The organism is Providencia sp. wls1922, from assembly GCF_009706505.1.
GTDB classification, from domain to species: Bacteria; Pseudomonadota; Gammaproteobacteria; order Enterobacterales; family Enterobacteriaceae; genus Providencia; species Providencia lanzhouensis.
In genome coordinates, this window is the sequence record NZ_WLUG01000059.1 from 1 (window position 1) to 25,954 (window position 25,954).

At 41.8% G+C, this 25,954-nt stretch carries 26 protein-coding genes; 17 read left to right on the forward strand and 9 right to left on the reverse strand.

What is annotated here, in order from left to right; genetic code table 11:
• Positions 1–201: 201 nt before the first annotated feature.
• A complete protein-coding gene (locus GKR71_RS05290; protein WP_036948307.1) occupies positions 202–630 on the forward strand; it encodes a hypothetical protein in 429 nt (142 codons plus the stop codon).
• Positions 631–731: 101 nt separating this feature from the next.
• Here GKR71_RS05290 and cmoB read toward each other — a convergent pair whose 3' ends face one another.
• The 5 genes from cmoB to GKR71_RS05315 all read right to left on the reverse strand — a co-directional run bounded on the left by cmoB (position 732) and on the right by GKR71_RS05315 (position 3,867).
• Entirely contained in the window at positions 732–1,703 is a 972-nt protein-coding gene (gene cmoB, locus GKR71_RS05295) for a tRNA 5-methoxyuridine(34)/uridine 5-oxyacetic acid(34) synthase CmoB (RefSeq protein ID WP_036948303.1), read from the reverse strand.
• Positions 1,703–2,455, reverse strand: coding sequence for a carboxy-S-adenosyl-L-methionine synthase CmoA (gene cmoA / locus GKR71_RS05300; RefSeq protein WP_154634019.1), 753 nt, complete (start codon positions 2,453–2,455; stop codon positions 1,703–1,705). Before cmoA ends, cmoB begins: the two co-directional genes overlap by 1 nt.
• A 92-nt stretch (positions 2,456–2,547) precedes the next feature.
• On the reverse strand, positions 2,548–2,946 hold the full coding sequence (locus GKR71_RS05305; RefSeq protein WP_108478193.1) for an MAPEG family protein: 399 nt from the start codon (positions 2,944–2,946) through the stop codon (positions 2,548–2,550).
• Between the two features lie 108 nt (positions 2,947–3,054).
• Complete coding sequence (locus GKR71_RS05310) at positions 3,055–3,456, reverse strand: NUDIX hydrolase (RefSeq protein WP_154634020.1); 402 nt, start codon at positions 3,454–3,456, stop codon at positions 3,055–3,057.
• Between the two features lie 72 nt (positions 3,457–3,528).
• Positions 3,529–3,867 (reverse strand): DUF4377 domain-containing protein, encoded by a 339-nt coding sequence (locus GKR71_RS05315; RefSeq protein ID WP_154609950.1) that lies wholly within the window; start codon positions 3,865–3,867, stop codon positions 3,529–3,531.
• Between the two features lie 351 nt (positions 3,868–4,218).
• Between GKR71_RS05315 and aspS the strand changes: the two genes are divergently transcribed.
• The 7 genes from aspS to GKR71_RS05350 all read left to right on the forward strand — a co-directional run bounded on the left by aspS (position 4,219) and on the right by GKR71_RS05350 (position 10,286).
• On the forward strand, positions 4,219–5,988 hold the full coding sequence (gene aspS, locus GKR71_RS05320) for an aspartate--tRNA ligase (RefSeq protein ID WP_036948289.1): 1,770 nt from the start codon (positions 4,219–4,221) through the stop codon (positions 5,986–5,988).
• Positions 5,988–6,422, forward strand: coding sequence for a dihydroneopterin triphosphate diphosphatase (gene nudB, locus GKR71_RS05325; protein WP_108478191.1), 435 nt, complete (start codon positions 5,988–5,990; stop codon positions 6,420–6,422). The genes aspS and nudB overlap by 1 nt, the downstream gene beginning before the upstream one ends.
• 30 nt (positions 6,423–6,452) lie before the next feature.
• A complete protein-coding gene (locus GKR71_RS05330) occupies positions 6,453–7,196 on the forward strand; it encodes a YebC/PmpR family DNA-binding transcriptional regulator (protein WP_036948283.1) in 744 nt (247 codons plus the stop codon).
• Between the two features lie 225 nt (positions 7,197–7,421).
• A complete protein-coding gene (gene ruvC / locus GKR71_RS05335) occupies positions 7,422–7,943 on the forward strand; it encodes a crossover junction endodeoxyribonuclease RuvC (protein WP_036948281.1) in 522 nt (173 codons plus the stop codon).
• 84 nt (positions 7,944–8,027) lie between these two features.
• Positions 8,028–8,645, forward strand: coding sequence for a Holliday junction branch migration protein RuvA (gene ruvA / locus GKR71_RS05340; RefSeq protein WP_036948277.1), 618 nt, complete (start codon positions 8,028–8,030; stop codon positions 8,643–8,645).
• 16 nt (positions 8,646–8,661) lie between these two features.
• Positions 8,662–9,672 carry a Holliday junction branch migration DNA helicase RuvB gene (gene ruvB / locus GKR71_RS05345; RefSeq protein WP_036948275.1) on the forward strand — a complete coding sequence of 337 codons (1,011 nt, stop codon included), beginning with the start codon at positions 8,662–8,664 and terminating at the stop codon, positions 9,670–9,672.
• A gap of 254 nt (positions 9,673–9,926) precedes the next feature.
• Positions 9,927–10,286, forward strand: a complete 360-nt coding sequence (locus GKR71_RS05350; protein WP_036948272.1) for a hypothetical protein — start codon at positions 9,927–9,929, stop codon at positions 10,284–10,286.
• A gap of 96 nt (positions 10,287–10,382) precedes the next feature.
• Here the strand turns inward: GKR71_RS05350 and znuB are convergent, their stop codons facing one another.
• Both znuB and znuC read right to left on the reverse strand, forming a co-directional pair.
• Complete coding sequence (znuB, locus tag GKR71_RS05355; protein WP_154599316.1) at positions 10,383–11,168, reverse strand: zinc ABC transporter permease subunit ZnuB; 786 nt, start codon at positions 11,166–11,168, stop codon at positions 10,383–10,385.
• Positions 11,161–11,928, reverse strand: a complete 768-nt coding sequence (gene znuC, locus GKR71_RS05360; protein ID WP_108478188.1) for a zinc ABC transporter ATP-binding protein ZnuC — start codon at positions 11,926–11,928, stop codon at positions 11,161–11,163. Before znuC ends, znuB begins: the two co-directional genes overlap by 8 nt.
• A gap of 73 nt (positions 11,929–12,001) precedes the next feature.
• On the opposite strand from znuC, the gene znuA reads away from it, so the two are divergent.
• The 8 genes from znuA to GKR71_RS20315 all read left to right on the forward strand — a co-directional run bounded on the left by znuA (position 12,002) and on the right by GKR71_RS20315 (position 21,459).
• Positions 12,002–12,961, forward strand: coding sequence for a zinc ABC transporter substrate-binding protein ZnuA (gene znuA, locus GKR71_RS05365; RefSeq protein WP_036948265.1), 960 nt, complete (start codon positions 12,002–12,004; stop codon positions 12,959–12,961).
• A 20-nt stretch (positions 12,962–12,981) separates the two neighbouring features.
• Positions 12,982–14,316, forward strand: a complete 1,335-nt coding sequence (mepM, locus tag GKR71_RS05370) for a murein DD-endopeptidase MepM (protein ID WP_036948263.1) — start codon at positions 12,982–12,984, stop codon at positions 14,314–14,316.
• Positions 14,317–14,433: 117 nt separating this feature from the next.
• On the forward strand, positions 14,434–15,408 hold the full coding sequence (lpxM, locus tag GKR71_RS05375) for a lauroyl-Kdo(2)-lipid IV(A) myristoyltransferase (protein WP_036948261.1): 975 nt from the start codon (positions 14,434–14,436) through the stop codon (positions 15,406–15,408).
• A gap of 221 nt (positions 15,409–15,629) precedes the next feature.
• Entirely contained in the window at positions 15,630–16,478 is an 849-nt protein-coding gene (locus GKR71_RS05380) for a LysR family transcriptional regulator (RefSeq protein ID WP_108478187.1), read from the forward strand.
• 195 nt (positions 16,479–16,673) lie between these two features.
• Positions 16,674–17,195, forward strand: coding sequence for a fimbrial protein (locus tag GKR71_RS05385; RefSeq protein ID WP_036948256.1), 522 nt, complete (start codon positions 16,674–16,676; stop codon positions 17,193–17,195).
• Positions 17,113–17,910: a fimbrial biogenesis chaperone gene (locus GKR71_RS05390; protein WP_080675595.1), complete on the forward strand. Its 798-nt coding sequence runs from the start codon at positions 17,113–17,115 to the stop codon at positions 17,908–17,910. The genes GKR71_RS05385 and GKR71_RS05390 overlap by 83 nt, the downstream gene beginning before the upstream one ends.
• A 114-nt stretch (positions 17,911–18,024) precedes the next feature.
• A complete protein-coding gene (locus tag GKR71_RS05395; protein WP_230085028.1) occupies positions 18,025–20,427 on the forward strand; it encodes a fimbria/pilus outer membrane usher protein in 2,403 nt (800 codons plus the stop codon).
• 9 nt (positions 20,428–20,436) lie between these two features.
• Entirely contained in the window at positions 20,437–21,459 is a 1,023-nt protein-coding gene (locus tag GKR71_RS20315; RefSeq protein WP_154634022.1) for a fimbrial protein, read from the forward strand.
• 73 nt (positions 21,460–21,532) lie between these two features.
• Here the strand turns inward: GKR71_RS20315 and pyk are convergent, their stop codons facing one another.
• Positions 21,533–22,975, reverse strand: coding sequence for a pyruvate kinase (pyk, locus tag GKR71_RS05405; protein WP_036948247.1), 1,443 nt, complete (start codon positions 22,973–22,975; stop codon positions 21,533–21,535).
• 200 nt (positions 22,976–23,175) lie between these two features.
• Positions 23,176–24,021 carry a MurR/RpiR family transcriptional regulator gene (locus GKR71_RS05410; RefSeq protein WP_036948244.1) on the reverse strand — a complete coding sequence of 282 codons (846 nt, stop codon included), beginning with the start codon at positions 24,019–24,021 and terminating at the stop codon, positions 23,176–23,178.
• 459 nt (positions 24,022–24,480) lie between these two features.
• On the opposite strand from GKR71_RS05410, the gene zwf reads away from it, so the two are divergent.
• The coding region (zwf, locus tag GKR71_RS05415; RefSeq protein ID WP_036948242.1) for a glucose-6-phosphate dehydrogenase at positions 24,481–25,954 on the forward strand (1,474 nt) is incomplete at its 3' end.

Sequence of the window (25,954 nt, forward strand, 5' to 3'; positions counted from 1 at the left end):
GCGTGGTTTTTCCCTCTTTGTGTTATCAGGCGAAAATCAATGAATTGATTTTCCTTGTTAATTTTACAACCCCAAAAGAGCCATTTCCAAACCTGATGGGTTTGTCAATGGTCTAAGGGAGGTTAAATACCTCCCTTTGTTTTTAGATTTTTGAACTGAGTAAAAACTAAAAACCGCTGAATGAATTTTAAGGAAAAAATCATGCTGAAAAAAATTGTATTAACTTCATCACTTTTGTTTATCACAACCTCCTCGTTTGCATTTTCATTAGCTGAAAAAGAGAAGCACCAAAAATATGAAACGGAAATTTCCTCTCAAGTTACGACATTAAATAAAACCTGTGGGTCAGACATTAAAGCGAACTTTGACTGGGCAACGTTTTCAAAAGAGCAGCTCGAAACCATTGGTATCGATGGTTATAGCAAAGAGATGCTCAAGGGAATAGCCAATGTCTGTGAACACTCTGAACTGGCAAAACAGTCAGTCAGTGAGAAAATCAAAAATATTAACTATTCCTATACCAAGCCTAGGGCGATTGAATTAAAAGATGGCACGCTATCGTTAGGAATGGATTTTGATTCGGCGAATGACGCAAAAGCAGTTGAAGAGTATTTAATGAATAACTTATAGCCGTTATTTTTTGTGGCGCATAATAAAAACCCCCGTGAGTTTTCGATGAACTTTTGGGGGTTTTGTCATGTAGGGCCGGTGAGAATTGCCGTCTTACAATATTACGGTTTTTTCGCCACTAAAATCGCACGTAGAGGGGCAGGATACCCTTCGATGGTTTTGGATTGATCATTAGGGTCTAAAAATTCCGCTAACGAATCCGTTTGCATCCACTCAGTACGGCGCTGTTCGTCTAACGAAGTCACCGCTTGGTCAACAATGCGTACATCGACAAAACCGCATTTCTCTAACCACACTTTGAGCATTTTGGCGGAAGGAATAAAGTAAACGTTGCGCATTTGTGCATAGCGATCGCCAGGGATCAGGCATTGGAATTCATCACCTTCAATCACCAAACTTTCCAACACTAACTCACCTTCACTGACGAGTTGGTCTTTTAGTTGCCATAAATGGTCGAGTGGGGAGCGACGATGATACAGAACGCCCATCGAAAATACGGTATCAAAGGCTTTTAATGCAGGCAGTTGTTCAATACCTAATGGTAATAAATGTGCGCGTTGGTCATCACCTAACAGTTTTCTAACCGCTTCAAATTGGCATAAAAACAGTTCAGTAGGATCGATGCCGACAACAAACTCCGCTTCTTCGCCCAGCATACGCCACATGTGATAACCACTTCCGCAGCCCACATCTAACACATGACGACCTTTTAATGGGGAAATATGGGGCAGAACGCGCTCCCATTTCCAATCTGAACGCCATTCGGTATCGATATTGACGCCATAGAGAGAAAATGGACCTTTACGCCATGGTTTCAACTGCCCCAAAATATTGTTTAAACGGCGAGTTTCCCCTTCAGTTAATTCCGGATCGCGCGTTGCAGTGACACTATTTTTAATATCCAAATGGGTTGGTGTCATGACAGGCAGGTTATCTAACATTTTCTCCCATGAAGAGAACCCACCGTGTAGGCCTTCTTTCTTCCATGCCGCCAGTTGAGCTGGCAGGGTTTCTAACCAATGGCTAAGAGGGCCAACGGCAATTTGTTGATAAAAACGACCGAAATCGATCATTACTGCCCCTCTTTTAATGCTAATAATGAACCGAAGTTAAAACATTGGAACCAGACTTCACAATGGGGGAATCCCACGCGTTTTAAGCGGGCTTTATGCGCTTCAACAGAGTCGGTGAGCATGACATTTTCGAGCATGCTGCGTTTTTGGCTGATTTCGAGTTCGCTATACCCGTTGGCGCGTTTGAAATCATGGTGCATGTTGAAAAGCAATTCACCAATTTGCTTATCTTCAAAATTGAATTTCTCAGATAACACTAAAATGCCACCAGGCAATAACCCTTGATAAATTTTAGTGAGTAATTTTTCGCGGTCATCGGGATTTAAAAACTGCAATGTGAAGTTAAGGATAACCATGGACGCATTTTCAATATGAATGTCGCGAATATCTCCTTCGATAACCTCGACAGGGGTTTGGGCTTTATACGCATCAATATGACGGCGGCAGCGTTCGACCATAGCGGGTGAATTATCGACAGAAATGATTTTGCAGTTTTCCACTGAAATATTTCGACGTACAGACAAGGTGGCGGCACCAAGGGAACAACCCAGATCATAGACTTGGCTATTTGGTGTCACAAAGCGACCCGCTAGCATCCCAATCATGGTGATGATATTGGAGTAACCCGGTACGGAACGTTGGATCATATCGGGGAAAACTTCAGCTACTTTTTCATCGAACTTCCAGTCACCTAAATTGGCGATCGGCGCGGAGAAAAGGCTGTCTTTATGGTTTGGATCCTGACTTGGCATAGATTTGTATTAATTAGCAGAACAAAAGTAGTGGCGGATTGTAGCAGAAAGCCATATAACCTGAAAACCAATCCGCATAAAAGTAAGGAAAACTAAAAAGAGAACGACACCATTTGTACCCAAGGTAGATAATAGGCATTGGCGATGATCATCAAGGCGAGAGCCAGATAAGTCCCCATCATTCCCATTCGACGCTGTGAATAGTCATGGTTTTTTAAACCGTAAGAGTGGAGCATGCGGCTTGCAATTAGCAGAATGCCGCAAACATGGATCATCCATACTTTGGCGCCATTCATCTCCATTAACAGTAATAAAATTAATGAAATTGGAATGTATTCGATGGCATTGCCATGCACACGGATAGCGGTTTGCAATTCAGAAAACCCACCATCGCCAACAGACACACGGTACTGATTTCTTAGCTTTACGACATTGAGTGATAGTCTCAGTATCAATAAAGCCCCTAGTACAGCGTATAAAGAACTGACCATTTTTTACTCTACCTCTATGGAGATAAATTAAATTTTCTAAATTTTAAAACCTAATAGGTAAATCTACAAATAGAAATATATCGATTTTGATAATTCATTTTTGAATTATTAAATAAGGTTATCCGCTTTAAGTTGCGCCAAGACAGCTATCGCGGTGATAGAGCAGCGGTCAGTATCATTGGAATCTAGCCACACTAGTTCAGCAATTTCAGCCGCGGGTTGAGGGATGCCGTCGTAATCGGCGTGGTAGCAACGAATACAAACCTGTGTGCCATCCTGTTTGCCATCAGCTAACCCTGTGAATTCTCCGTAGAATCGGATGGATTCAGGGTGCAAGGTTAATGTGAGTTCCTCATCGATTTCGCGAGCAAGCGCCTGTTGGTCAGTTTCACCGTGCTCACGTTTCCCGCCAGGAATATAAAATAGGGTTTTATTATGGGAACGAACCATGGCAACTTTGCCATTCTGAATGGTAATTAAACCTAATTTATCAATGATTTTAGTGCTCATCTTTTGCCTTAACCTGTTGTAGCTTGCGGCCAATCATAGAAAAGAGCAGGTGGTTTTACACCTGCGTCGACATTATTTTTTCTCGATAACTTTGACTAACTCATAACGAATGCTTGGGGCATCAGCGGGTGGGTTAGGCACATCAAATTGTTGAACCTCTAGTATGTAGTTATAGCCAGGCTCATAGCTGAATCCTTGAATGGATGAGTAAAAATATTGCCAATCATCCGTTGGTTTTTCTTTAACTTTCATGCATTTCATAGGTGCAACGCCGACACAGTCAGCCAGAGAGGAGTCGATATAAAAGATTTTATTGTTGCTATTGGTGGGCTTCATCGTATTGGTATTATTTCCGTTTTGGCATCCTGCAAGCAGAACAAGAAGGGATGATGCGAGTAGAATTTTTTTCATAAAGGTTCCTCTAGTTTCAGGCAAAAGTGTCTGAATATGAGTAATTATAGCAAAATGAGACGGGTAATTATTCCCAAAAAAATTATGATCTAACAAACAATCAAATTTTAATTCTCAATTGGGTGTGTGATTTTTTTAGATTCGTTGGGATCGTTTTAATAGATAAGAACCATTTTTATTGATTAGAGATGGTTTTTTTGTATCAATTTCGCAGTTAAGCTGTATAGCAAACTGTTTGTCTAACAGAATTTCCTATATAATGTCTGCCTTTTTTGACATTCTGAATTTTCAGCTAAATGCCAAATTCCCGCAGCAAGCAAAAGCACAACAAGCTGAGTAAAAGGATAGAGTATGCGTACTAATTATTGTGGGCAATTAAATATCGCTCATGAAGGCCAGAAGGTCACTCTTTGTGGATGGGTAAACCGCCGTCGTGACTTAGGTGGTTTGATTTTTATCGATATGCGTGATCGTGAAGGTATCGTTCAAGTTTTCTTCGATCCAGAGCGTAAAGACATATTTGAAAAAGCGTCAGAACTGCGTAACGAGTTCTGCATCCAAATCACAGGTACAGTACGTGCGCGCCCAGATAGCCAGAAAAACAAAGACATGGCTACGGGTGAAATTGAAATCTTTGCTGAAGGCTTGGAAGTCTTCAACAAATCTGAACCTCTGCCATTAGACAGCAACCAAACCAACACAGAAGAGCGTCGTTTAAAATACCGCTATTTAGATTTACGCCGTCCGGAGATGTCAGATCGTCTGCGTACTCGTGCGAAAATCACCAGCTTTGTTCGTAACTTTATGGACAAAGAAGGCTTTATGGACGTTGAAACGCCAATGCTAACCAAAGCGACGCCAGAAGGGGCGCGTGACTACTTAGTACCAAGCCGTGTTCATAAAGGCAAATTCTACGCATTGCCACAATCCCCTCAGCTGTTCAAACAGCTGCTGATGATGTCTGGCTTCGATCGTTACTATCAAATCGTAAAATGCTTCCGTGATGAAGATTTACGTGCTGACCGTCAACCTGAATTTACCCAAATCGATGTGGAAACCTCGTTCATGAGCGCGGAGCAAGTTCGCGAAGTGATGGAGCGTATGATCCGCAACCTGTGGCTTGATGTGAAAGGCGTTGATTTAGGCGATTTCCCAATCATGACCTTCGCAGAAGCGATGCGTCGCTACGGTTCAGATAAACCAGACCTGCGTAACCCAATGGAACTGGTTGATGTTGCTGATATCGTTAAAGATGTTGAATTCGCAGTATTTGCAGGTCCAGCAAATGACCCTAAAGGCCGTGTTGCAGCCCTGAAAGTGCCAGGTGGCGCAGCAATGACCCGTAAACAAATTGACGAATACGGCAATTTCGTGGGCATTTATGGTGCGAAAGGCTTAGCGTGGATGAAAATCAACGAACGCGCGAAAGGCTTAGAAGGCATTCAAAGCCCAGTTGCGAAGTTCCTAAGCTTAGAAATTATCGAGCAAATTATTGAACGTACTGGCGCTGCCGATGGCGACATTATCCTGTTTGGTGCGGGTGCGAAAAATGTGGTGACTGACTCCATGGGCGCATTACGCCTGAAAGTGGGTCGTGACTTCGAGCTGACTAACTTAAATAGCTGGCAGCCACTGTGGGTTATCGACTTCCCTATGTTTGAAGAAAATGGCGAAGGCGGCTTAACCGCGATGCACCACCCATTCACTTCACCAAAAGATTTTACTCCGGAAGATCTGGCGAAAAACCCTGAAGATGCCGTTGCGAATGCCTACGATATGGTTATCAATGGTTACGAAGTGGGTGGCGGTTCTGTCCGTATTCACCGCAGCGAAATGCAACAAACCGTGTTCGGTATTTTAGGTATCAATGAAGAAGAACAACGTGAAAAGTTCGGCTTCCTGTTAGATGCACTGAAATACGGTACGCCACCACATGCAGGTTTGGCATTTGGTTTAGATCGCTTAGTGATGCTGTTAACTGGAACTGATAACATCCGTGATGTTATTGCCTTCCCGAAAACGACCGCAGCGGCGTGTTTAATGACCAATGCGCCAAGTCATGCAAACCCTGATTCGCTGACTGAGTTAGCGATTGCAGTTGTGGCGAAAGAAGAAGAGTAATGAAAAGTTATAAGCGCCCAGAATCGGTATTAGTCATTATGGTGGCTGAAAACACGGGCAGGGTGCTTATGATGCGGCGTAAAGATGATCCAGACTTCTGGCAATCAGTGACCGGAAGTTTGGAACTTCATGAAAACAGTGCTGCGGATGCAGCGCTTCGCGAAATCAAAGAAGAGACGGGGTTTAACCCGCAACCAAGTCAGTTACATGATTTGTCGAAAAGTATCATCTTTGAAATTTTCCCGCATTTCAGGCATCGTTATGCACCGGATGTAACCCACTGTAAAGAACATTGGTTTAAATTGGTGCTAAGTGATGAACAAACGCCATTACTGACTGAACACACAGAATTTTGTTGGCTTGAACCGCAACAGGCGGCAAAGCTGACAAAATCGTGGAGCAACAGCCAGGCTATTTTAGAATTTGCTGTTTAATTATTTTATTGACGTTTTTGGAGATATTTCATGGCAGGTCATAGTAAATGGGCCAACACCAAACACCGTAAAGCGGCGCAAGACGCAAAACGCGGTAAGATTTTCACTAAAATTATTCGTGAGCTGGTCACTGCAGCGCGTTTAGGCGGCGGCGATGTCGCAACTAACCCACGTTTGCGTGCTGCTGTGGATAAAGCATTATCAAACAACATGACTCGCGACACATTAAACCGTGCGATTGCGCGTGGTGTGGGTAATGATGATAACGATAATATGGAAACCATCATTTATGAAGGTTACGGTCCTGGCGGCACAGCGGTTATGGTTGAATGTCTAAGTGACAACCGTAACCGTACCGTCTCTGAAGTTCGCCACGCGTTTACGAAAACGGGCGGTAACTTAGGGACTGATGGTTCTGTATCTTATCTGTTTACCAAACGTGGCGTGATCACTTACGCACCGGGCGTGGACGAAGATGCTCTGATGGAAGCTGCATTGGAAGCGGGTGCCGACGACGTTGAAACTTACGATGATGGCGCGATTGACGTTTACACTACACCAGAAACGTTTGGTGAAGTGAAAGATGCGCTGGATGCCGCTGGTTTTACTAGCGAAAACGCTGAAGTTTCTATGGTTCCATCCACTAAAGCCGAACTTGATGTTGAAACTGCCCCTAAATTACTGCGTCTGATTGATATGTTAGAAGATTCAGACGACGTACAGGAAGTTTATCATAACGGTGATATCTCTGATGAAGTTGCTGAGCAACTGTAATTAAGACGATGTCTGCGTAGAGAAAGCGGGCTGTGTCCAGCCTGTTTTCTCTAACGCCTCTCCCATCTTCACCTTCTCTTTTATTTGCTATATTTATGATGGTAGGAATGCTACTTACACTGAAATTCCGGTGGAAACGGTGATATTTCCTTGTTGCCATTGTGGCTGTCATTAGATGGGAATAAGATGATATGAAAATTAATAAAGGGCAACTATAGGTTTTATATGGCGATTATTCTAGGTATCGACCCTGGCTCACGGATCACAGGATACGGTGTTATTCGCCAACAAGGTAGGCAACTACTCTATCTTGGAAGTGGGTGTATTCGTACTCAAGTTGATGATTTACCAAGCCGTCTGCAGCGTATTTATGCGGGAGTCTCGGAAATTATCACCCAGTACCAACCTGATGTTTTATCTATCGAACAAGTGTTTATGGCGAAGAATGCGGACTCGGCTCTGAAACTGGGGCAAGCGCGTGGTGTGGCGATTGTCGCGGCAGCAAACCAAAATATTCCCGTTTTTGAATATGCGGCTCGCCAAGTCAAGCAAACTGTTGTGGGAACGGGAGCTGCAGAAAAAAGCCAAGTTCAACATATGGTGAAATCTATCCTAAAATTATCGGCTAGCCCCCAAGCGGATGCTGCGGATGCGCTGGCGATTGCCATCACACATTGCCATTTTAATCAAAACCTGCTGAAAGTCGGCGATCCGCGTTTAGTGTTGACCCGTGGAAGATTAAGATGAAGACTGGATATGCATCCAGCATTTTTTGTGGTATAAACAGCAGAGTCAAAATTTAAAACGCTAATCAAATTTAAGGGGTTCAGTGTGATAGGTCGTTTACGTGGCATCGTATTAGAAAAGCAACCACCCATTGTGTTACTTGAGCTACAAGGTGTTGGCTATGAAGTTCATATGCCAATGACTTGTTTCTATGAATTACCTGAAATTGGTCAAGAAGCGATTGTTTTCACCCACTTTGTTGTGCGAGAAGACGCTCAATTACTGTATGGTTTCAATGACAAACAAGAGCGTGCACTATTTAAAGAGCTGATTAAAGTCAATGGCGTGGGTCCTAAACTGGCACTCGCAATTTTATCTGGCATGTCGGCTCAACAATTTGTGTCTGCCATCGAGCAAGAAGCGATTTCCTCTTTGGTGAAATTGCCAGGTATTGGTAAGAAAACTGCCGAGCGTTTAGTGGTCGAAATGAAAGACCGTTTCAAAGGCTTGAATGGGGATCTTTTCAACCCAGTGAGCGATATTAATTTACCAAGCGTGAAGAGCCAAGGACCAAGCCAAGCAGATATCGAAGCCGAAGCTGCTGCTGCCTTGATTGCTTTGGGATATAAGCCGCAAGAAGCCAGCCGTATGGTGAGTAAAGTCGCGAAACCTGATAGCGATTCTGAAACCCTGATCCGTGATGCCTTACGCGCAGCACTTTAATTGAGAGATTATTACGATGATTGAAGCTGATCGCCTAATTACCGCTGAAGTGCTGCATTCTGAAGAAGAAGCCATTGATCGCGCGATCCGCCCTAAATTACTGGATGAGTATATTGGGCAACCGCAAGTTAAGCATCAAATGGAAATATTTATTCAGGCAGCCAAAATGCGGGGGGATGCGCTTGATCATCTGTTAATTTTTGGACCACCAGGGTTAGGAAAAACCACATTAGCGGGTATTGTCGCCAACGAACTTGGGGTTAATTTACGGACAACCTCAGGGCCTGTCCTAGAAAAGGCAGGGGATTTGGCAGCGATGCTGACTAACCTTGAGCCTCATGATGTCCTGTTTATTGATGAAATCCATCGCCTTTCACCCGTAGTCGAAGAGATTTTGTATCCTGCCATGGAAGACTATCAATTAGATATTATGATTGGTGAAGGTCCTGCGGCACGTTCCATCAAAATCGATTTACCGCCATTCACGTTAATTGGCGCCACTACGCGGGCAGGCTCTTTAACGTCGCCACTGCGTGACCGCTTTGGGATCGTACAGCGCTTAGAATTTTACCAAGTTGATGATTTGCAACATATCGTGAAGCGTAGCGCTCAGTATATGGGGCTGGATATCACCGAAGAAGGGGCATTGCAGGTCGCGATGCGTTCACGAGGAACACCACGAATCACTAACCGTTTATTACGCCGTGTGCGTGACTTTGCCCAAGTAAAAGGCAATGGCAGTATTGATGAGTTGATTGCGAGCCAAGCGCTGGATATGTTGAATGTGGATGCGGCGGGTTTTGACTATCTTGACCGTAAACTGCTGGTGGCAATCATCGATAAGTTTATGGGCGGACCAGTGGGGGTTGATAACCTTGCCGCTGCGATTGGAGAAGAGCGCGAGACCATCGAAGATGTGCTCGAACCTTATCTTATCCAGCAAGGGTTTATTCAGCGAACACCAAGAGGGCGTATGGCAACAGCCCATGCTTATTCTCATTTCGGGTTAACGCCGAAAGAAGTCTAGATTTTAAACGCTTGATTGATATATAGATACGTATGATTTAAATAATATCATACGTATTTCAAATGAAATGAACCCAGTAATTTAGCCACAATTACTGGGTTTTTTTGTATCTATATTTTACTAAATTGAGAAATTATCATTATTTAGTCCATGAAATGGTATTGAGAATATATGCAGTGAGTTTTAAAAATACAGACATTGATAATGATTTTTATTATCATATGGTGTTTTTTCGACTATTAGGATAGTCCCACATGAATAAAGCTTCTTGCACATTTGCGCTCACAGTACTTTTATTTGCAACTGTTGTTTCTGGTTGCACAAAAAACACCAAAGCTATCACCAATAAGGAAACTATTGAAAGTTGTTCTCGGTATTTACCTGAAGGATCAACATATTGGGTGAGTATCGAGGGTGAAATTGACTTAAACAAGAAATTTCATGGGGATTTAAACGTGAATGTTCCAAAAGATAAATTAAATGATCCAAAATACTCAGATGAAGGATTTAAACTAAAAGTTAATCAATTTATGGATTGTGTCGGTGGATTTATAAACGATAGTGTCGGTGATGTAGAAACCCCCGTGAATAACGATAAAAAGAATGCTGAATAATTCGTATTATTGAATTTTATTAGAACCCGCATAAAGCGGGTTTTCTATAGGTTTTTTATCCAGATACGGTTTTATTCAGGCATTCTTTTTATACAACTAGTTTTTCGTTTTTACGCACAAACTTAGAATAAATAAAATGGCAGAAGTTAGTACCACGGACGGGCCAGCCGGAGTGTCATAAAATGCGGATAGGGTTAATCCGCCAGTCACGGAAACCATGCCAATACCAATGGCGGTGAGCGCCATTTGTTCTGGCGTTTTTGCAAAACGTCGAGCGGTAGCAGCAGGGATGATCAGTAAAGAGGTAATGATTAGCGCACCAACAAATTTCATTGCGATCCCGATGGTTAACGCCGTGACCATCATCAACAATAAGCGAGAGCGTTGGAGATTAATTCCATCCACAAAAGCCAGCTCTGAGCTAACTGTCATCGATAAAAGCGCCCGCCATCGATAAAAAAGCAACCCGCAAACGACAACTACACCGATTAGAATCGTTATAATGTCTTCATATGTTACGGATAACAAATCACCAAATAGATAAGCCATCAGATCGACGCGGACACTCGCCATTAGGCTGACGACAACAAGGCCTAAAGATAGAGAGCTGTGAGCCATAATGCCGAGTAATGTATCGACGGCGAGTTGAGGACGTTTTTCCAGCCACACAAGGATCAGAGCCAATAATAACGTCACGGCGATCACGGCGTAAAAGGGATTAATGTTTAACAGCAAACCGAAGGCAACACCTAGCAAAGATGCGTGGGCGAGGGTGTCCCCAAAATAGGACATGCGGCGCCAAACCACAAAGGAACCTAAGGGACCGGCAGCAATCGCGAGTAACATACCTGCAATCCAACCAGGTAACAGTAACTCAATCATGATGGCAATCCTTGCTGTGTTGGTGGGATGTAATCACATTACCTTCTAAATCATGTTGGTGATTATGTTGATGACGGTAAACCCCCAGTTGCTGTGCGCCCCGATAGCCAAACATAGCAACAAATTCAGGGTGATTAGAGACAACATCAGGGGTACCAGAGCAACAAATATGCCCGTTAATACATAAAACTTGGTCTGTTTTTGCCATAACTAAATGCAGGTCATGAGAGACCATGAGAACCGCGCAACCGAGTTCAGTTCTTAATTGATTGATTAGGTCATATAACGCAACTTGACCATTAATATCGACGCCTTGGGCGGGCTCATCGAGAACCAACAAATCAGGTTTATTGAGTAATGCACGCGCAAGCAGAACGCGCTGGGTTTCACCACCCGAGAGTTTCTGCATTGGCTGGTCAATAAGATGCGTGGCTTTTACTCGCTCGAGAGCGGGTAATAAATGCGCCGTGCGGACACCTTGCTTTAACATCATAAACCGCTTTACGGTTAGCGGTAGGGTGGTATCTAAATGCAGTTTTTGTGGGACATAACCAATAGAGAGTGACGAGGCTCGATTGATAGTGCCTGATGTGGGCGCTAATAGCCCCAATACCACGCGAACAATCGTGGATTTACCGGCACCATTCGGCCCCAATAACGTCACGATATCACCTTTGTTAAGTGCAAAAGTGACATCCTTTAATACGGGTTTATCGCCAAATGAGACAGAGATTTTATTTAAAGATAATAGTGGTTGCATATGAAAACATCTTGCAGAAATCAAGTTGTGTTATATTATAACATTTCAATTTTAAGATCACGGAAAAATGTTCATGATACACAAATCGAAACTTATTACCCGTAAATTCATCTGCAAAGCTACGTTAGCTTCAGTTTTAACTGCATCGATGTTGCCACTAGCCAACGCCGATGTCGTCACATCGATTCGACCTTTAGCTTTCATTGCTGCGGGGATCGCTGATGGTGTCACTGATACACAAGTTTTACTTCCTGATGGCGCTTCGCCACATGATTATGCACTGAAACCTTCGGATTTAAAAAAGATAAAACAGGCTGATTTATTTGTTTGGGTTGGACCTGAATTAGAAATGTTTTTAGAGAAGCCAATCAATGTATTAGACCAGAATAAACGTCTGGCATTGGCTGAGCAGAAAAATATTCATGACTTATTAATGGCTGAAAACCATGAGGAGGACGATAGCCATCAACATGCCGATGAACCTAACCATGATGCGGATCACGAACATCATCACCATGGTGAGTATAATATGCACATCTGGTTGTCTCCAGATATTGCAAATTTGGCTGCCGATGACATTTACGCGCGTTTAGTAGAGCTTTATCCTGCTCAGAAAGATAAGCTGGACGTAAACCTTCGTAAATTCAAAGAAAACATGGCGCAAAACGATAAGAAAATTGCTAGTATTTTAAAACCGGCTCAAAATAAAGGGTATTTTGTTTTTCACGATGCTTATGGCTACTTTGAAAAACACTATCAGCTCGCTCCGTTAGGGCATTTTACGATAAACCCTGAGATTCAGCCCGGTGCCCAAAAATTGCATCAAATACGAACACAACTGGTTGAGCATAAAGCGCAATGCGTTTTTGCTGAGCCACAATTCAGACCTGCGGTTATTGAAAGCGTAGCGAAAAATACGGGAGTCAAAATGGGTACTCTCGACCCACTCGGTAGTGGGCTGGCAATTGGACCAGATAGCTACATGAAGTTTCTGACTCAACTATCAGAACAATACGCAAGCTGCCTGAATTAAGCATAGAGGAATAGCTTAAAGTGCAGCAAATGGCAAGTGGTATTGTGCAGGCATTTAACGGCTTGTCCAAGACCCATAAAATTGTGTTGAGCACGCTCACTGTCGCCACCATGGCCGTCGCGATTTGGCGGCCTGTACATATCCCTACCACGCATGAAAGTGACAGTTCTCCTGATACGGTCATTCCTTTTGCTCAATCAGCGATTGAAGCAGAAGGCGATGATTTAATTCAAGATAGTAGTGAGCAGTTACCCGATGAAGGCGTTGCAGACAGCGACACTGACGCATCAGATGCAGATGGTACACCTCTCGCACATGAATATGTTGTCTCAAGTGGCGATAATTTATCGTCTATTTTGACCCAGTTTGGTATTGAAGCTGGTGATGTTGCGACACTTTCAAATCAACATAAATCATTACGTAATTTAAAAATCGGTCAAACCCTTAGCTGGACACTGAATGCTGATGGCGAATTAGAATCCTTAACGTGGGATGTTTCTCGTCGTGAAACGCGTATCTTCAAACGTGTTGGGGCAACCAACAAATTTGAAGAAGTGAAAGAGATCCGCAAAGGTGATTGGACAAACAGCGTGATGACCGGTTCTATCGAAGGCACGTTTGCTCAAAGCACCAAGAAAGCCGGTTTGACTCGTACCGAAGGTCGTGAAGTTACCAAAGCATTACAGTGGCAGGTGGACTTTAACAAGCTGAAAAAAGGCGATAAGTTTACTGTTTTAATGGGGCGCGAGATGCTCAATGGGACTCATGAACAGAGCCAACTAGTTGGCGTACGTTTACAGTCTGGCGGTAAAAATTACTACGCTTTCCGTGCTGAAGACGGACGCTACTATGACAGTGAAGGTAATGGTTTAGAACGCGGTTTCTTGCGTTTTCCAACGGTTAAGCAGTTCAGAGTTTCATCACACTTTAACCCGCGTCGTGTTAACCCGGTAACGGGGCGAGTTGCACCACATAAAGGGGTCGACTTCTCAATGCCAGTGGGTACCCCTGTATTAGCGGTTGGTGATGGTGAAGTGATTGTGGCGAAGTACAGTGGTGCGGCAGGAAACTTTATTGCTATTCGCCATGGTCGCCAATATACGACGCGTTATATGCATTTACGTCAATTACTGGTGAAACCAGGACAAAAAGTGAAGCGTGGTGATCGCATTGCGTTATCAGGTAATACTGGACGTTCTACAGGGCCACATCTCCATTTTGAAATGTGGGTTAACCAACAAGCCGTCAACCCGCTAACTGCGAAATTACCAAGCTCAGGTGGTTTAACAGGTAAAGAACGTAAAGAATATTTAGAGCTGGTCAAAGAGACTAAACCTCAGCTTAAACTGAAATAACCATTTCAGCTTCTTCATCCAATAACTGGCAGATACTTGTGTCTGCCAGTTTTTTTTGTAATGCTCTTACACATTCATTTTTGGTTATCAAAATAGCCGTGATTTCTTGGGTATAACATGAATAAAGAACAAGATACCGACAGCAAAAAGGGCTATGTGCCAACGTTTCATAAATCCTATTTATTACCTAAATATTGGGGCGTGTGGTTAGGTGCAGGGCTCTTTGTTGCGCTTGCCTATATCCCTGTTAAAGTTCGTGATCCTATGCTGGCAAAAATAGGTAAATGGGTTGGACGATTAGCGAAGAGCGCCCGTCGCCGAGCTAAAATTAACTTACTCTATTGCTTTCCTGATATGGAAGAGCAACAAAGAGAAGAGTTGGTTGATCGGATGTTTGAAACTGCACCGCAGTCTTTTGTCATGTTGGCTGAATTGTGTGTACGTGGTGCAGAGCGAACATTAGCGCGCACCCAGTGGCATAACAAACAGATTATCGACCAATTGCAGGAACAGCAAAGCAATGTGATTTTTATGGTTCCTCACGGCTGGGCTGTCGATGCTCCTGCAATGTTATTAGCTGCGATGGGGCAGAATATGGCGGCGATGTTCCATCACCAGAAAAATCCCGTTGCAGATTATTTGTGGAACAAGGCGCGTTACCATTTTGGTGGACGCCTTCATTCCCGCGAAGCAGGAATTAAACCTTTTATTGCATCGGTCAGACAAGGTTACTGGGGTTTTTATCTACCCGATCAAGATCATGGGGAAGAACACAGTGAATTTGTTGATTTCTTTGGCACATACAAAGCGACTTTACCCGCTATTGGTCGATTGATGAAAGTGTGTAAAGCGAAAATTGTTCCGTTATTTCCGGTGTACGATCACGTTAATCATCAATTACATATCTATGTTCGTGAACCAATGGATGATATTGATGGGCAAGATGATAACTATATTGCACGTCGAATGAATGAGGAGTTAGAGTTTTTAGTTGAGCCTAATCCAGAGCAATATACGTGGATCCTCAAACTCTTGAAAACGCGCAAGGAAGGTGAAATAGAACCTTATCAGCGAAAGGATTTATATCGCTAGATATCTTTTTAGTATAGTAAAAAGCCACGGTAATCATTATCCGTGGCTTTTGTTTTTTAAGAGCGGTAGATATTTATTATATATAATTATGGAATAAATTTAATTTAAAAGATGGCTTTAAAATAATGCTAAAAACACTAAAGTGTAGGAGTGATATTCTAAATACATTGTTATATTCTTCCTGAGATGAAGGTGAGGGAAGATTATGGGCTGGAAACATTATGAATAAAACGAAAACAACATTAGATCAATGGATAACTTTGCAAGCTGTTGTCGATTATGGCGGGTTCGCTCAAGCGGCTGAAGTGTTACATAAAACACAATCTTCAATTAGTTATACTATTAGTAAGCTAGAACAAATATTAGATATTGAAATTTTTGTAGTGGAAAAACGCCGAGCTGTATTAACTTCACAAGGTGAAGCACTATTAGCATTATCACGAGAAGTGACCAATAAAGCGATTGCATTAGAAATAGCCGCGAAATTAATAAATAAAAAGATAAATAATAAAATAAAGATAGTAATAGATTCATTATATAGCAGTGATGACCTATTAAATAAGATTGGAAGCCTAATCAAAAGTAGAAAAGATTATGATATTGAATTAACCAAAACACTACTGAATCGGGAAGATATCTTATCATATAAAGAGTTTGATTTATTAATATCTCATCATTATATCGGTTCATTAAATCCCATCTTTTTGGGAGAGATTGACGCGGTTCTTGTTACAGCGCCTAATCATTATTTGCAGCAATGTACCAAAGATAAGATTAGACATAAACTCGAAAAAACACCGCATATTGTTTTGTCTACGATTTTTCAAGATAAGATGCGAAGCCACCAAACTGTTAAGGTTGCAAATACTGAAACAGCGATTAAATTAACTAAAAATTCAGTCGGTTACTCTTGGTTTCCAAGGAATATTATTCATGAATTGATAGAGGAAAACATCTTAAAAGAAATTGAGAATGATATTTGCAATTCTAAATACCAATTTTATATGTATAAAAATAAGAATCCCATAATAAATGATATGATCATAAATTACCTATTTAATGATTTCTAAACTAATTAATTTTTGTTTTAAATTTATTCTGTAAAGTGTATGAGTATTTTTGATTTGAATTTAAAAAAATCAATATAACCATTCATTAACTTAATTGAAGGGGGATGCTATATTTCTGGCGAAAAGTAAATATATAACATATTTACTTTTTGAAATGTAAATTTTAAAACATACATTCTATTTATAGGAAATATCATGAATATTCTAAATAAAACTCTAAATTTATTGGGAGTGAGCTTGGCTATCACGATCGCACCGGCAGTGTTTGCTTCTGGTGTGATTAATTTTACGGGAGAAATAACGGAGCAAGCTTGTACCGTAGATAGTCAATCACGTAATTTAAATGTTGATCTTGGCCGAATATCAACCAAAAGTTTATCTTCTGCTGGAGAAATGGCAGGGTTAACGAATTTCACAATTAAACTTGTAGATTGCCCTCTTGATACTAAAGTGACGGTTAATTTCGCAGGAAATCGCGATGCGGTGGACCAAGATATTCTCGCTTTACATCATGGCAATGGCGCAGCAAAAAACGTAGGTATTGCATTGTATGAAAAAAATGCAGTTTCTCAGATAAAATTATACGAAGATACTAAAGAGGTTGTTTTAGCAGGAAACTCGGGAGAGTTGGAGTATGTTGCAGCGTTTAAAGCAACCGGTGCTGCAACAGCAGGGCAAGCAAATAGTAGCGCAATTTACAGTATTCAATATCAATAATATGCTGGGTGACGCTTGTCACCCATATTTACGTTATGTTGGCATGTCTATGAAGATAATTTATTCAGCTATTTTATTTTTTTTCTGTTTTGTATCTTTAGCATCAGCTAGTGGGATTAGCGTAGGTGGAACTCGTTTTGTTTATATGGATAATAAACGAGAAATTTCAATTCCAATTTTTAATAGTAATGAAAAAAAACCTTTCTTAATCCAAAGTTGGGTGACCGGATTCAATGAGGATATTAAAGCGCCATTTATTGCAACTCCAGCTTTATTCCGTGTTGAGCCGAGTAGTTATGGGGCAGCAAGAATTGCGTATTTAGGCGAGCCACTTTCATCTAACCAAGAAAAAATATTTTTATTAAATATAAAATCAATACCTCCTAAAGATGAGAGTATTGAAAATGAATTGCAAATTATTATTAATTCTCAGTTTAAACTTTTCCTACGCTCAAACGATATTGAGCCATTAAATTTTGATAACATAATATTAACAAAAGAGCATAATGGAATAAAAATAAAAAATAAAACTCCATATCATTTATCAATTAAAAGCATTTTAATTAATGGGGAGTCCATAAAAGGAATGAAAATGATTTACCCTTGGGTAGATGATTATATTTTTAAAGATAAGATAGATAAGGGGCATGTAGTTACTGTTGAATTTATTAATGACTATGGTGCTATTGTGGAAAAGAAAATAACCAAGAGCTAGTGTATGGAAACACACCACTTAATCAAAAATTGGTTTTATAGTAAAAAAACGAAATTCATTAATATTACATTTTTTTCATCAGTTGGATTTGCATCAATTTCTAGTGCAAGTGAGATGTTTGACATCAATGCAATTAATACAGGGATTGAGAATAAGCTATCTGACTCTTCATTATTAAGTTATCTTTCTAAAACAGAAGGGCAACTCCCTGGTCGTTATCAGGTCAATATTTATGTGAATGGAAACAAAGTTGCAGATGAGTTGCTTGAATTTATTTACGATAATGAAGAAAAAAAACTGAAACCTAAGATAACAAAAGAACAGTTAATGAGTTGGGGTGTTAAGCCCTCAATGTTATTACAAAAAAATGAAATCTCTTCAACCGATAAATTCTTAGATATTAAGCGCTCAATTGATGGTAGTGACATTCATCATGATTTCTTTTCAAATCGATTAGATATTAGCATTCCTCAAATTGCAATGGAAATGGCGAGCCGAGGCTATATTGACGTCACTGAATGGGACGATGGAATTAACGGGATGTTTATTAACTATTCAGCACGGTTTAACCGAGCGTGGGGAAACTCAAACAGCCAGCGAAATATTTATGTAGGTCTACGAAATGGGATTAATTGGGGGGCTTGGCGGTTACGTAATCACAGTTATTACAATGACACGAGTGAAAAGGCTATTTTGCATAGTTTGCAAACTTTCTTAGAGCGGGATATTCGTGATTTGAAAAGCCATTTAATTATTGGAGAAACAGCGTCTGATAACGGGATTATGGGTGCTTTTCAATATCACGGTATAAAGCTTATGTCGGAAGAAAGCATGTTACCGCAAAGTCGCCGTGGATTTGCTCCTGTAGTTAGTGGGGTTGCAAATACTAATGCAGTGGTCACTGTTCGTCAAAATGGTCAGATTATTTATCAAACATCAATACCTGCTGGGGAATTTCTATTGAATGATCTTTATCCTACGTCGTTCAATGGGGATTTACAGGTTATGGTCACTGAAGCAAATGGATCAATAAGAACATTTACCCAACCTTTTTCTAATGCCCCCATCATGCAAAGGGAGGGGTCATTAAAATACAGCATCGAACTTGGAAAATATAGGGAAGAGAAAAGGATAGAACGACCTTATTTTATTCAATTCTCTGGGATCTATGGTCTGCCAATCAATTTAGAGAATTATGGCAATCTATCGTTATTAGGTGGCGCTTTTATCTCAGAAGATAAACAAGTCTATGTTTTAGGATCAGGGGTGAGTTTAGGTTACCTAGGGGGTATTTCATTGGATATGACATACTCACAAGAACAATGGCAGCAATATGCAAAGATGACGGATCAAACCTACCGTCTTCAATATACCAAATATATTCAAAATACAGCGACGGGACTGAATTTATCAGCTCAATACGCGTTAGAGCCAGATATAAGCCATACTTTTTTTCAAGCCATAGACATCGACCGAATATCAAAAAAGCAACGGTTACAGATTGCTTTGAGTCAAGCGCTAGGGAAATGGGGATCTTTAAACATTAATGGGTATCAACAAAAATATTGGGGACAGTCAGGCTCAGATAATAACCTGACAGTCAGTTTTGGCTCTCAATATCAATCTATTAATTACAGCTTTTCCTATTCCCATTCTGAGCAAAATAATCCTCGTCGGGTCGATAGATTATTTTCCTTTAATTGCAGTATGCCATTTCGTTGGCAAGAAAAGGCTTATTGGGGGGGTTATAGCTACAACTCGAGCGGCAATGCCGGGGGAATAAGTACATTTAGCTTGAATGGCTCAGCTTTCAATTCCAATCAATTGCAATATGACATTACTCAGCAATATCATCATAAAAATCAACAATTCAGTCATGGTATTCGTGGTAATTACGTAACCTCTTACGGCGAATTTGGCGCTGGTTGGGATTATGCTTCTGAATATCAAGCTACCCATGCTGAGGTGACTGGAGCGCTTTTATTTCATCAAGATGGAATGACCGCTTCACGCGCGTTTTCTGATGCTATTGGACTGGTTAAAACTCAAGATATTAATAATTTGAAAGTGAATAACGTGCCTTCACTGCGTACTAATGGGCAAGGGTATGCCGTGGTGCCTATGTTAACGCGCTATGAACGTAATAAAGTGAGTGTAGATACCTCGACGTTAAAGGGTAATGATGATGTGGAATTGAGCTCAGCGACCGTTGTTCCCACAAGCGGTGCGATTATTTTGGTGGATCTTAAAGCGAAGCGTGGTGGGCGAGTGGTATTAAAACTCAAGAAAAATAATCGGTTACTCGGGTTTGGTACCCAAGTTAATATTCTCGCACAGCAGCATATCGTCTCATCGGGCATTGTAGCGAATGATGGAGAAGTCTATTTGAGTGGGGTTCCTGCACAGAGTATTGTTCAAATTAAATGGGGAGAAGCGTATACACAGCAGTGTCAATTACCTCTTAAGATTGATGTGAGCAATCAAAATATTCAATTTATTGACGGGGTTTGCCAATAAGGGGGTGTTATGAAACAGTTTGCTATCTCCAGCGTTATCTACGCCATCATGTTGTTGTTCTCACCAAGACTTTTCGCAGACTACCGAGCAGAATTTGCATCTTACACGGTACCGATATCTCAAACGCTGTATGTCCCTAAAAGTGCACCCATCAACTCACATATTGCAACGATAGAGCTGGGAACCTATACGCCATGGGTGTGGTGGAATGAATCAGGGACAACGCGAGTGGGAATTAATTTACCTGGTATATTTGATGAGCACTATCAGATAGCAGGGGTTGGCGCGATTAAGGAAATTGGCCTATCAGGTATCGGCTTTGTATTGCACGGCTCAGTTAATAGCCCGTGTTCAGCGAGGGGATATGTGAATGGTAAAAATAATCGCGATGGAAATCCGGCGAATCGTTTATTGTGCCCGAGTAGCGAATCAAGAGGCAATTACAATGTTACCTTGAAAGCCGCATTTTATAAAATTCGCCCTCGAGTCAATACTCAATTATTACAATCGACCAGCGCTGCAATGCTTATTGTGTTTAATAATAAGTTTATTATTCAAGATTCGTTTGGAAATGTTGAGCCAAAAATTTGGTTGTCACCGATTAATGTGATTGCAAATGGATGTGAAGTGAAAAATCGAGTGATCAATGTTGCGTTTGGTCAAGTGGAAAAGTCAGGTGCAAATGGGGTAGGTGTGACGGTTGCAAATAGCCGTAAACGATTCAAAATTGAGCTTGAATGCGATGAATCTTCCCCCATAAAGATCCATTTTATGGGAACGGCTGACGAAAGTGGGATAGGTGGAACGATTGCACTCAACAATCCGAATCATCAAGAAACGGCGAAAGGCTTTGGTATTCAAATTAAGCACAAAGGGAAGCCGATTAAACTCAACCAAATGGTACAAATTTCCCGTTTAAATCAAGCGCAACACTATGTTATTCCGTTAGAAGCGGCCTATATTCAAACAGCAGAGAAAACACGCGGAGGAAAGGCGGATGGAACGCTGCAATTTAATTTGCAATATCATTGAGATGAAAAAATAAAAGGGAGCCTAAGCTCCCTCGATGAATTGAACGCTTACATTACCATTAACGATAAAATTATTATTCAACCACTAAAATACGGCAGGTATTGGTGCTACCGATGGTGCCCATTTGGTCACCTTGAGTCACGATAACTGTATCTCCAACCATCAAGTAGCCATTATCACGTAAACGTGCGATGGCTTCACTTGCTGCTGCAATACCATCAGTATGCGTGCTGCAAAATACAGGGGTAACACCCCGGTACAGTGAACATTGGTTCAATGTTTTTTCATGGCGAGACATCGCGAAAATTGGCAAGCCAGAGCTAATGCGCGACATAATACGTGCGGTACGACCTGATTCAGTCATCGCGATGATCGCTTTAACGCCTTTTAGGTGGTTGGCGGCGTACATGGTTGACATCGCAATTGCATCTTCGGAACTTTCGAATTCAGCATCTAAACGGTGTTTCGAAATATTCAGACCCGGCATTTTCTCCGCACCAAAACAGACTTGTGCCATGGCGGCGACAGTTTCTGCTGGGTATTGTCCTGCGGCGGTTTCTGCGGATAGCATCACCGCATCAGTTCCGTCTAAGACCGCGTTTGCTACGTCCATGACTTCTGCACGGGTTGGCATTGGGTTGGTGATCATGGATTCCATCATTTGAGTTGCCGTGATCACCACGCGGTTCAATTGACGGGAACGACGAATTAATTTCTTCTGTACTGCAACCAGTTCAGGGTCACCAATTTCAACTCCTAAGTCACCACGGGCAACCATCACCACATCAGATGCAAGGATCACTTCGTCCATGATGTCGTCAGTTGCGACTGCTTCTGCACGTTCAACTTTGGCGACGATTTGGCATTCACAGCCTGCATCTCGAGCTAAACGGCGAGCATAATCCAGATCTTCACCTGAACGCGGGAAAGAGACAGCCAAGAAATCCACATTGATTTTAGCAGCGGTAATAATGTCGGCTTTGTCTTTTTCTGTCAGCGCTTCTGCGGACAAACCACCACCGAGTTTATTAATACCTTTATTGTTGGAAAGTTGTCCGCCGACAGTCACTTCGGTGAAGACTTGCAAACCTTGAACTTCACGAACTTTTAACTGCACGCGACCATCATCCAGTAGGAGAATATCGCCCGGTACCACGTCAGCAGGCAGACCTTTATAGTCGATACCCACTTTATGCTGGTCGCCTTCACCTTTACCTAATGAGGCATCCAGCGTGAATTTATCACCAACATTGAGGAAAACTTTACCGTCTTTAAAAGTAGAAACACGAATTTTCGGACCTTGTAGATCCCCAAGAATAGCGACGTGACGCCCTAATCGAGCCGCAATCTCACGCACTTTATTTGCGCGCGCCATGTGGTCTTCAGGAGTTCCGTGAGAGAAGTTAAGGCGAACAACGTTAGCCCCAGCATTGATAATTTTTTCTAGATTATTATCACGATCGGTTGCTGGACCAAGGGTTGTAACAATTTTAGTTCTTCTAAGCCGTCTAGACATGTATTACTCCGTGACCTGTAATGGTACAAATATAAGTGAAACCATTTCACTCCATTTCGAAACCTATTTACTGCAAATAGGGGTGCTGACACGAGCACAGCTATTATATACAGCAAATTTCTTAAAGCCATCGGGAGAATAAAAACTCTTTGGGCCCGGTAGACTTAAGAAACCTCTTTTAACATTGTCATTTCCATCTTTCAGACATTATCAAACCGCGAATCGCGTAACGCTTCTTTGACCCGTTTCAAGTTATCTCTAAATTTTTCGCCTCGACGCAAAGTAAATCCGGTGGTTAATACATCAATGACGGCAAGCTGCGCCATTCTGGAGACCATTGGCATGTACATGTCCGTATCTTCAGGGACATCAATAATAATTGATAAGCTGGCTTCTTTGGCGAGAGGAGAACCTTCGGAGGTAATTGCGATGACCGTCGCATCATTCTGGCGAGCGAGTTGCGCCATATCGACTAAGGCTTTTGTGCGTCCAGTGTGAGAAATCAACACAATCACATCCCCCTCGCTACTATTGATGCAACTCATGCGTTGCATGACAATATCATCAAAGTATATGACTGGAATATTAAAACGGAAAAATTTATTCATCGCATCGTGGGCTACCGCCGCAGAAGCTCCAAACCCAAAAAAACTGATTTTCCGAGCTTGGGTGAGTAAATCAACAGCACGATTAATGGCATGCGTATCGAGGGTATGTTTGACATTGTCTAACCCTGCCATCGCCGACTCGAAAATCTTATGGGTATAGGTATTGACGGTGTCAGTCTCTTCGATATGGCGATTAACGTATGGCGTGCCATTGGCAAGATTTTGAGCCAGTTTTAATTTAAAGTCAGGAAACCCTTTGGTTTCCATTTTTCGGCAAAATCGGTTGACGGTAGGCTCGCTGACGTCAGCCAGTTGGGCTAACGCCGCTATACTAAGATGAATAGCACTTTGGGGCATTCCTAAAATGACCTCAGCCACTTTTTTTTCTGATTTGCTCAAAAAATCGAGGCTAGTTTTCATTTGTTCTAAAATATTCATATAGCAAAAGTGCCTATTTCAGCAAAAGGAGAAATATTTCTGCCATCAGAGTATGGTGGCATTAACATCTGGATATGACTGAAAATATACTACGTGTTGGTTGTAAGCTATCTATGCACTGAGCGTAACTTATGGCTTTTTTTACGAAAATATGACCCGTATCTAATTTTCAACTTAGTAAACTCACTACATAAACCGTGATTTTCCAACAAAGCTGGAAGCATTCAGTGATAAAAAATTTTATTGATGTCTGGGTATGCTGTATTTTTCAGCATAAAAACTGTGACCAGCGTCATCAATATTTACTGGGCAGTAGCAAACGGGTACATTAGCAGGCAACCGATTGTATTTTTATAAAAACGACATTCAGAACCTATCTCATTAGAGTGAAGTATTCCCTTATTTTCTTTGGGCTCTAATCAGATAGTTTCTAAATTCCGCAGATTGAGGAGAACCAACATGGCGGTACATAATGCTGCTCAAGCTTGTGACCTGATTATTTTCGGCACTAAAGGTGACCTAGCACGTCGCAAGTTACTTCCATCACTGTATCAATTGGAAAAAGCAGGTTATATCCATCCAGATACTCGTATTATCGGCGTTGGTCGTGCCCAATGGGAACGGAACGATTATGTAGAATTTGTGCATAAAGCATTAAATGATTTTTTGAAAGAAGAGCTAGATTCGGCGTTGTGGGAGCGTTTAAGCGCACGCTTAGATTTCTGCAATTTAGATGTCAGTGAAACGGATAACTTCGTTCGTTTAGCCGATATGCTTAAGCAAGATACACAACCCGCTATCCACTATTTTGCAATGCCACCAAGCACATTTGGTGAAATGTGTCATGGGCTGGGTCACGCAGGGTTGAACAAACAACCTAACCGCGTGGTCATGGAAAAACCATTAGGTACAGATTTAGCTTCATCTCAGCAGATCAACAATGAAGTGGCTAAGTATTTCGATGAAAGTCAAGTTTACCGAATTGACCACTATTTAGGTAAAGAAACGGTTTTAAACCTTCTGGCACTGCGTTTTGCGAATTCACTATTTATTAATAACTGGGACAATCGCACTATTGACCATGTGCAGATCACCGTTGCGGAAGAAGTCGGTATCGAAGGTCGTTGGGGTTACTTTGACCAAGCAGGTCAGATGCGTGATATGGTGCAAAACCATTTGCTGCAGATCTTAACGATGATCGCCATGTCACCACCGGCAGACTTAACCACTGACCGTATTCGTGATGAAAAAGTGAAAGTGCTGCGTTCTTTACGCCGCATTGACCACACAAACGTTCGTGAGAAAGCCGTACGCGGTCAATATACTGCGGGCTTTGTACAAGGCAAAAAAGTACCAGGCTACTTAGAAGAAGAAGGCGCGAATAAGCAGAGCCAGACCGAGTCTTTTGTGGCTTTACGTGTAGATATTGATGATTGGCGTTGGGCAGGCGTTCCATTCTACCTGCGCACTGGTAAGCGTTTACCTGCAAAATGTTCAGAAGTTGTGGTCTATTTTAAAAAGCCGGCACTGAATATTTTCTCTGAAAGCTATCAAGATTTACCACAAAACAAATTGACCATTCGTCTACAGCCAGATGAAGGGATCGATATTGAAATTATGAACAAGGCGCCAGGCTTGGATCATAAACACCGTTTACAGACCACTAAACTGGACTTGAGTTTCTCCGAAACCTTCAACCAAACGCATCTTGCGGATGCTTACGAGCGTTTATTATTAGAAGCTATGCGTGGTATTCAGGCATTGTTTGTACGTCGTGATGAAGTGGAAGAAGCGTGGAAGTGGGTCGATTCCATTATGGAAGCGTGGGCCATGGATAACGACGCGCCTAAGCCGTACCAAGCAGGAACATGGGGTCCTATCGCTTCAGTGGCAATGATTGCTCGCGATGGACGTTCGTGGAATGAGTTTGAGT

Coding starts and splice junctions, on each gene's coding strand:
- GKR71_RS05290 (WP_036948307.1), top strand. CDS start 202: ATGCTGAAAAAAATTGTATTAACTTCATCACTTTTGTTTATCACAACC.
- cmoB (WP_036948303.1), bottom strand. CDS start 1,703: ATGATCGATTTCGGTCGTTTTTATCAACAAATTGCCGTTGGCCCTCTT.
- cmoA (WP_154634019.1), bottom strand. CDS start 2,455: ATGCCAAGTCAGGATCCAAACCATAAAGACAGCCTTTTCTCCGCGCCG.
- GKR71_RS05305 (WP_108478193.1), bottom strand. CDS start 2,946: ATGGTCAGTTCTTTATACGCTGTACTAGGGGCTTTATTGATACTGAGA.
- GKR71_RS05310 (WP_154634020.1), bottom strand. CDS start 3,456: ATGAGCACTAAAATCATTGATAAATTAGGTTTAATTACCATTCAGAAT.
- GKR71_RS05315 (WP_154609950.1), bottom strand. CDS start 3,867: ATGAAAAAAATTCTACTCGCATCATCCCTTCTTGTTCTGCTTGCAGGA.
- aspS (WP_036948289.1), top strand. CDS start 4,219: ATGCGTACTAATTATTGTGGGCAATTAAATATCGCTCATGAAGGCCAG.
- nudB (WP_108478191.1), top strand. CDS start 5,988: ATGAAAAGTTATAAGCGCCCAGAATCGGTATTAGTCATTATGGTGGCT.
- GKR71_RS05330 (WP_036948283.1), top strand. CDS start 6,453: ATGGCAGGTCATAGTAAATGGGCCAACACCAAACACCGTAAAGCGGCG.
- ruvC (WP_036948281.1), top strand. CDS start 7,422: ATGGCGATTATTCTAGGTATCGACCCTGGCTCACGGATCACAGGATAC.
- ruvB (WP_036948275.1), top strand. CDS start 8,662: ATGATTGAAGCTGATCGCCTAATTACCGCTGAAGTGCTGCATTCTGAA.
- GKR71_RS05350 (WP_036948272.1), top strand. CDS start 9,927: ATGAATAAAGCTTCTTGCACATTTGCGCTCACAGTACTTTTATTTGCA.
- znuB (WP_154599316.1), bottom strand. CDS start 11,168: ATGATTGAGTTACTGTTACCTGGTTGGATTGCAGGTATGTTACTCGCG.
- znuC (WP_108478188.1), bottom strand. CDS start 11,928: ATGCAACCACTATTATCTTTAAATAAAATCTCTGTCTCATTTGGCGAT.
- znuA (WP_036948265.1), top strand. CDS start 12,002: ATGATACACAAATCGAAACTTATTACCCGTAAATTCATCTGCAAAGCT.
- lpxM (WP_036948261.1), top strand. CDS start 14,434: ATGAATAAAGAACAAGATACCGACAGCAAAAAGGGCTATGTGCCAACG.
- GKR71_RS05380 (WP_108478187.1), top strand. CDS start 15,630: ATGAATAAAACGAAAACAACATTAGATCAATGGATAACTTTGCAAGCT.
- GKR71_RS05385 (WP_036948256.1), top strand. CDS start 16,674: ATGAATATTCTAAATAAAACTCTAAATTTATTGGGAGTGAGCTTGGCT.
- GKR71_RS05390 (WP_080675595.1), top strand. CDS start 17,113: ATGTTGCAGCGTTTAAAGCAACCGGTGCTGCAACAGCAGGGCAAGCAA.
- GKR71_RS05395 (WP_230085028.1), top strand. CDS start 18,025: ATGTTTGACATCAATGCAATTAATACAGGGATTGAGAATAAGCTATCT.
- GKR71_RS20315 (WP_154634022.1), top strand. CDS start 20,437: ATGAAACAGTTTGCTATCTCCAGCGTTATCTACGCCATCATGTTGTTG.
- pyk (WP_036948247.1), bottom strand. CDS start 22,975: ATGTCTAGACGGCTTAGAAGAACTAAAATTGTTACAACCCTTGGTCCA.
- GKR71_RS05410 (WP_036948244.1), bottom strand. CDS start 24,021: ATGAATATTTTAGAACAAATGAAAACTAGCCTCGATTTTTTGAGCAAA.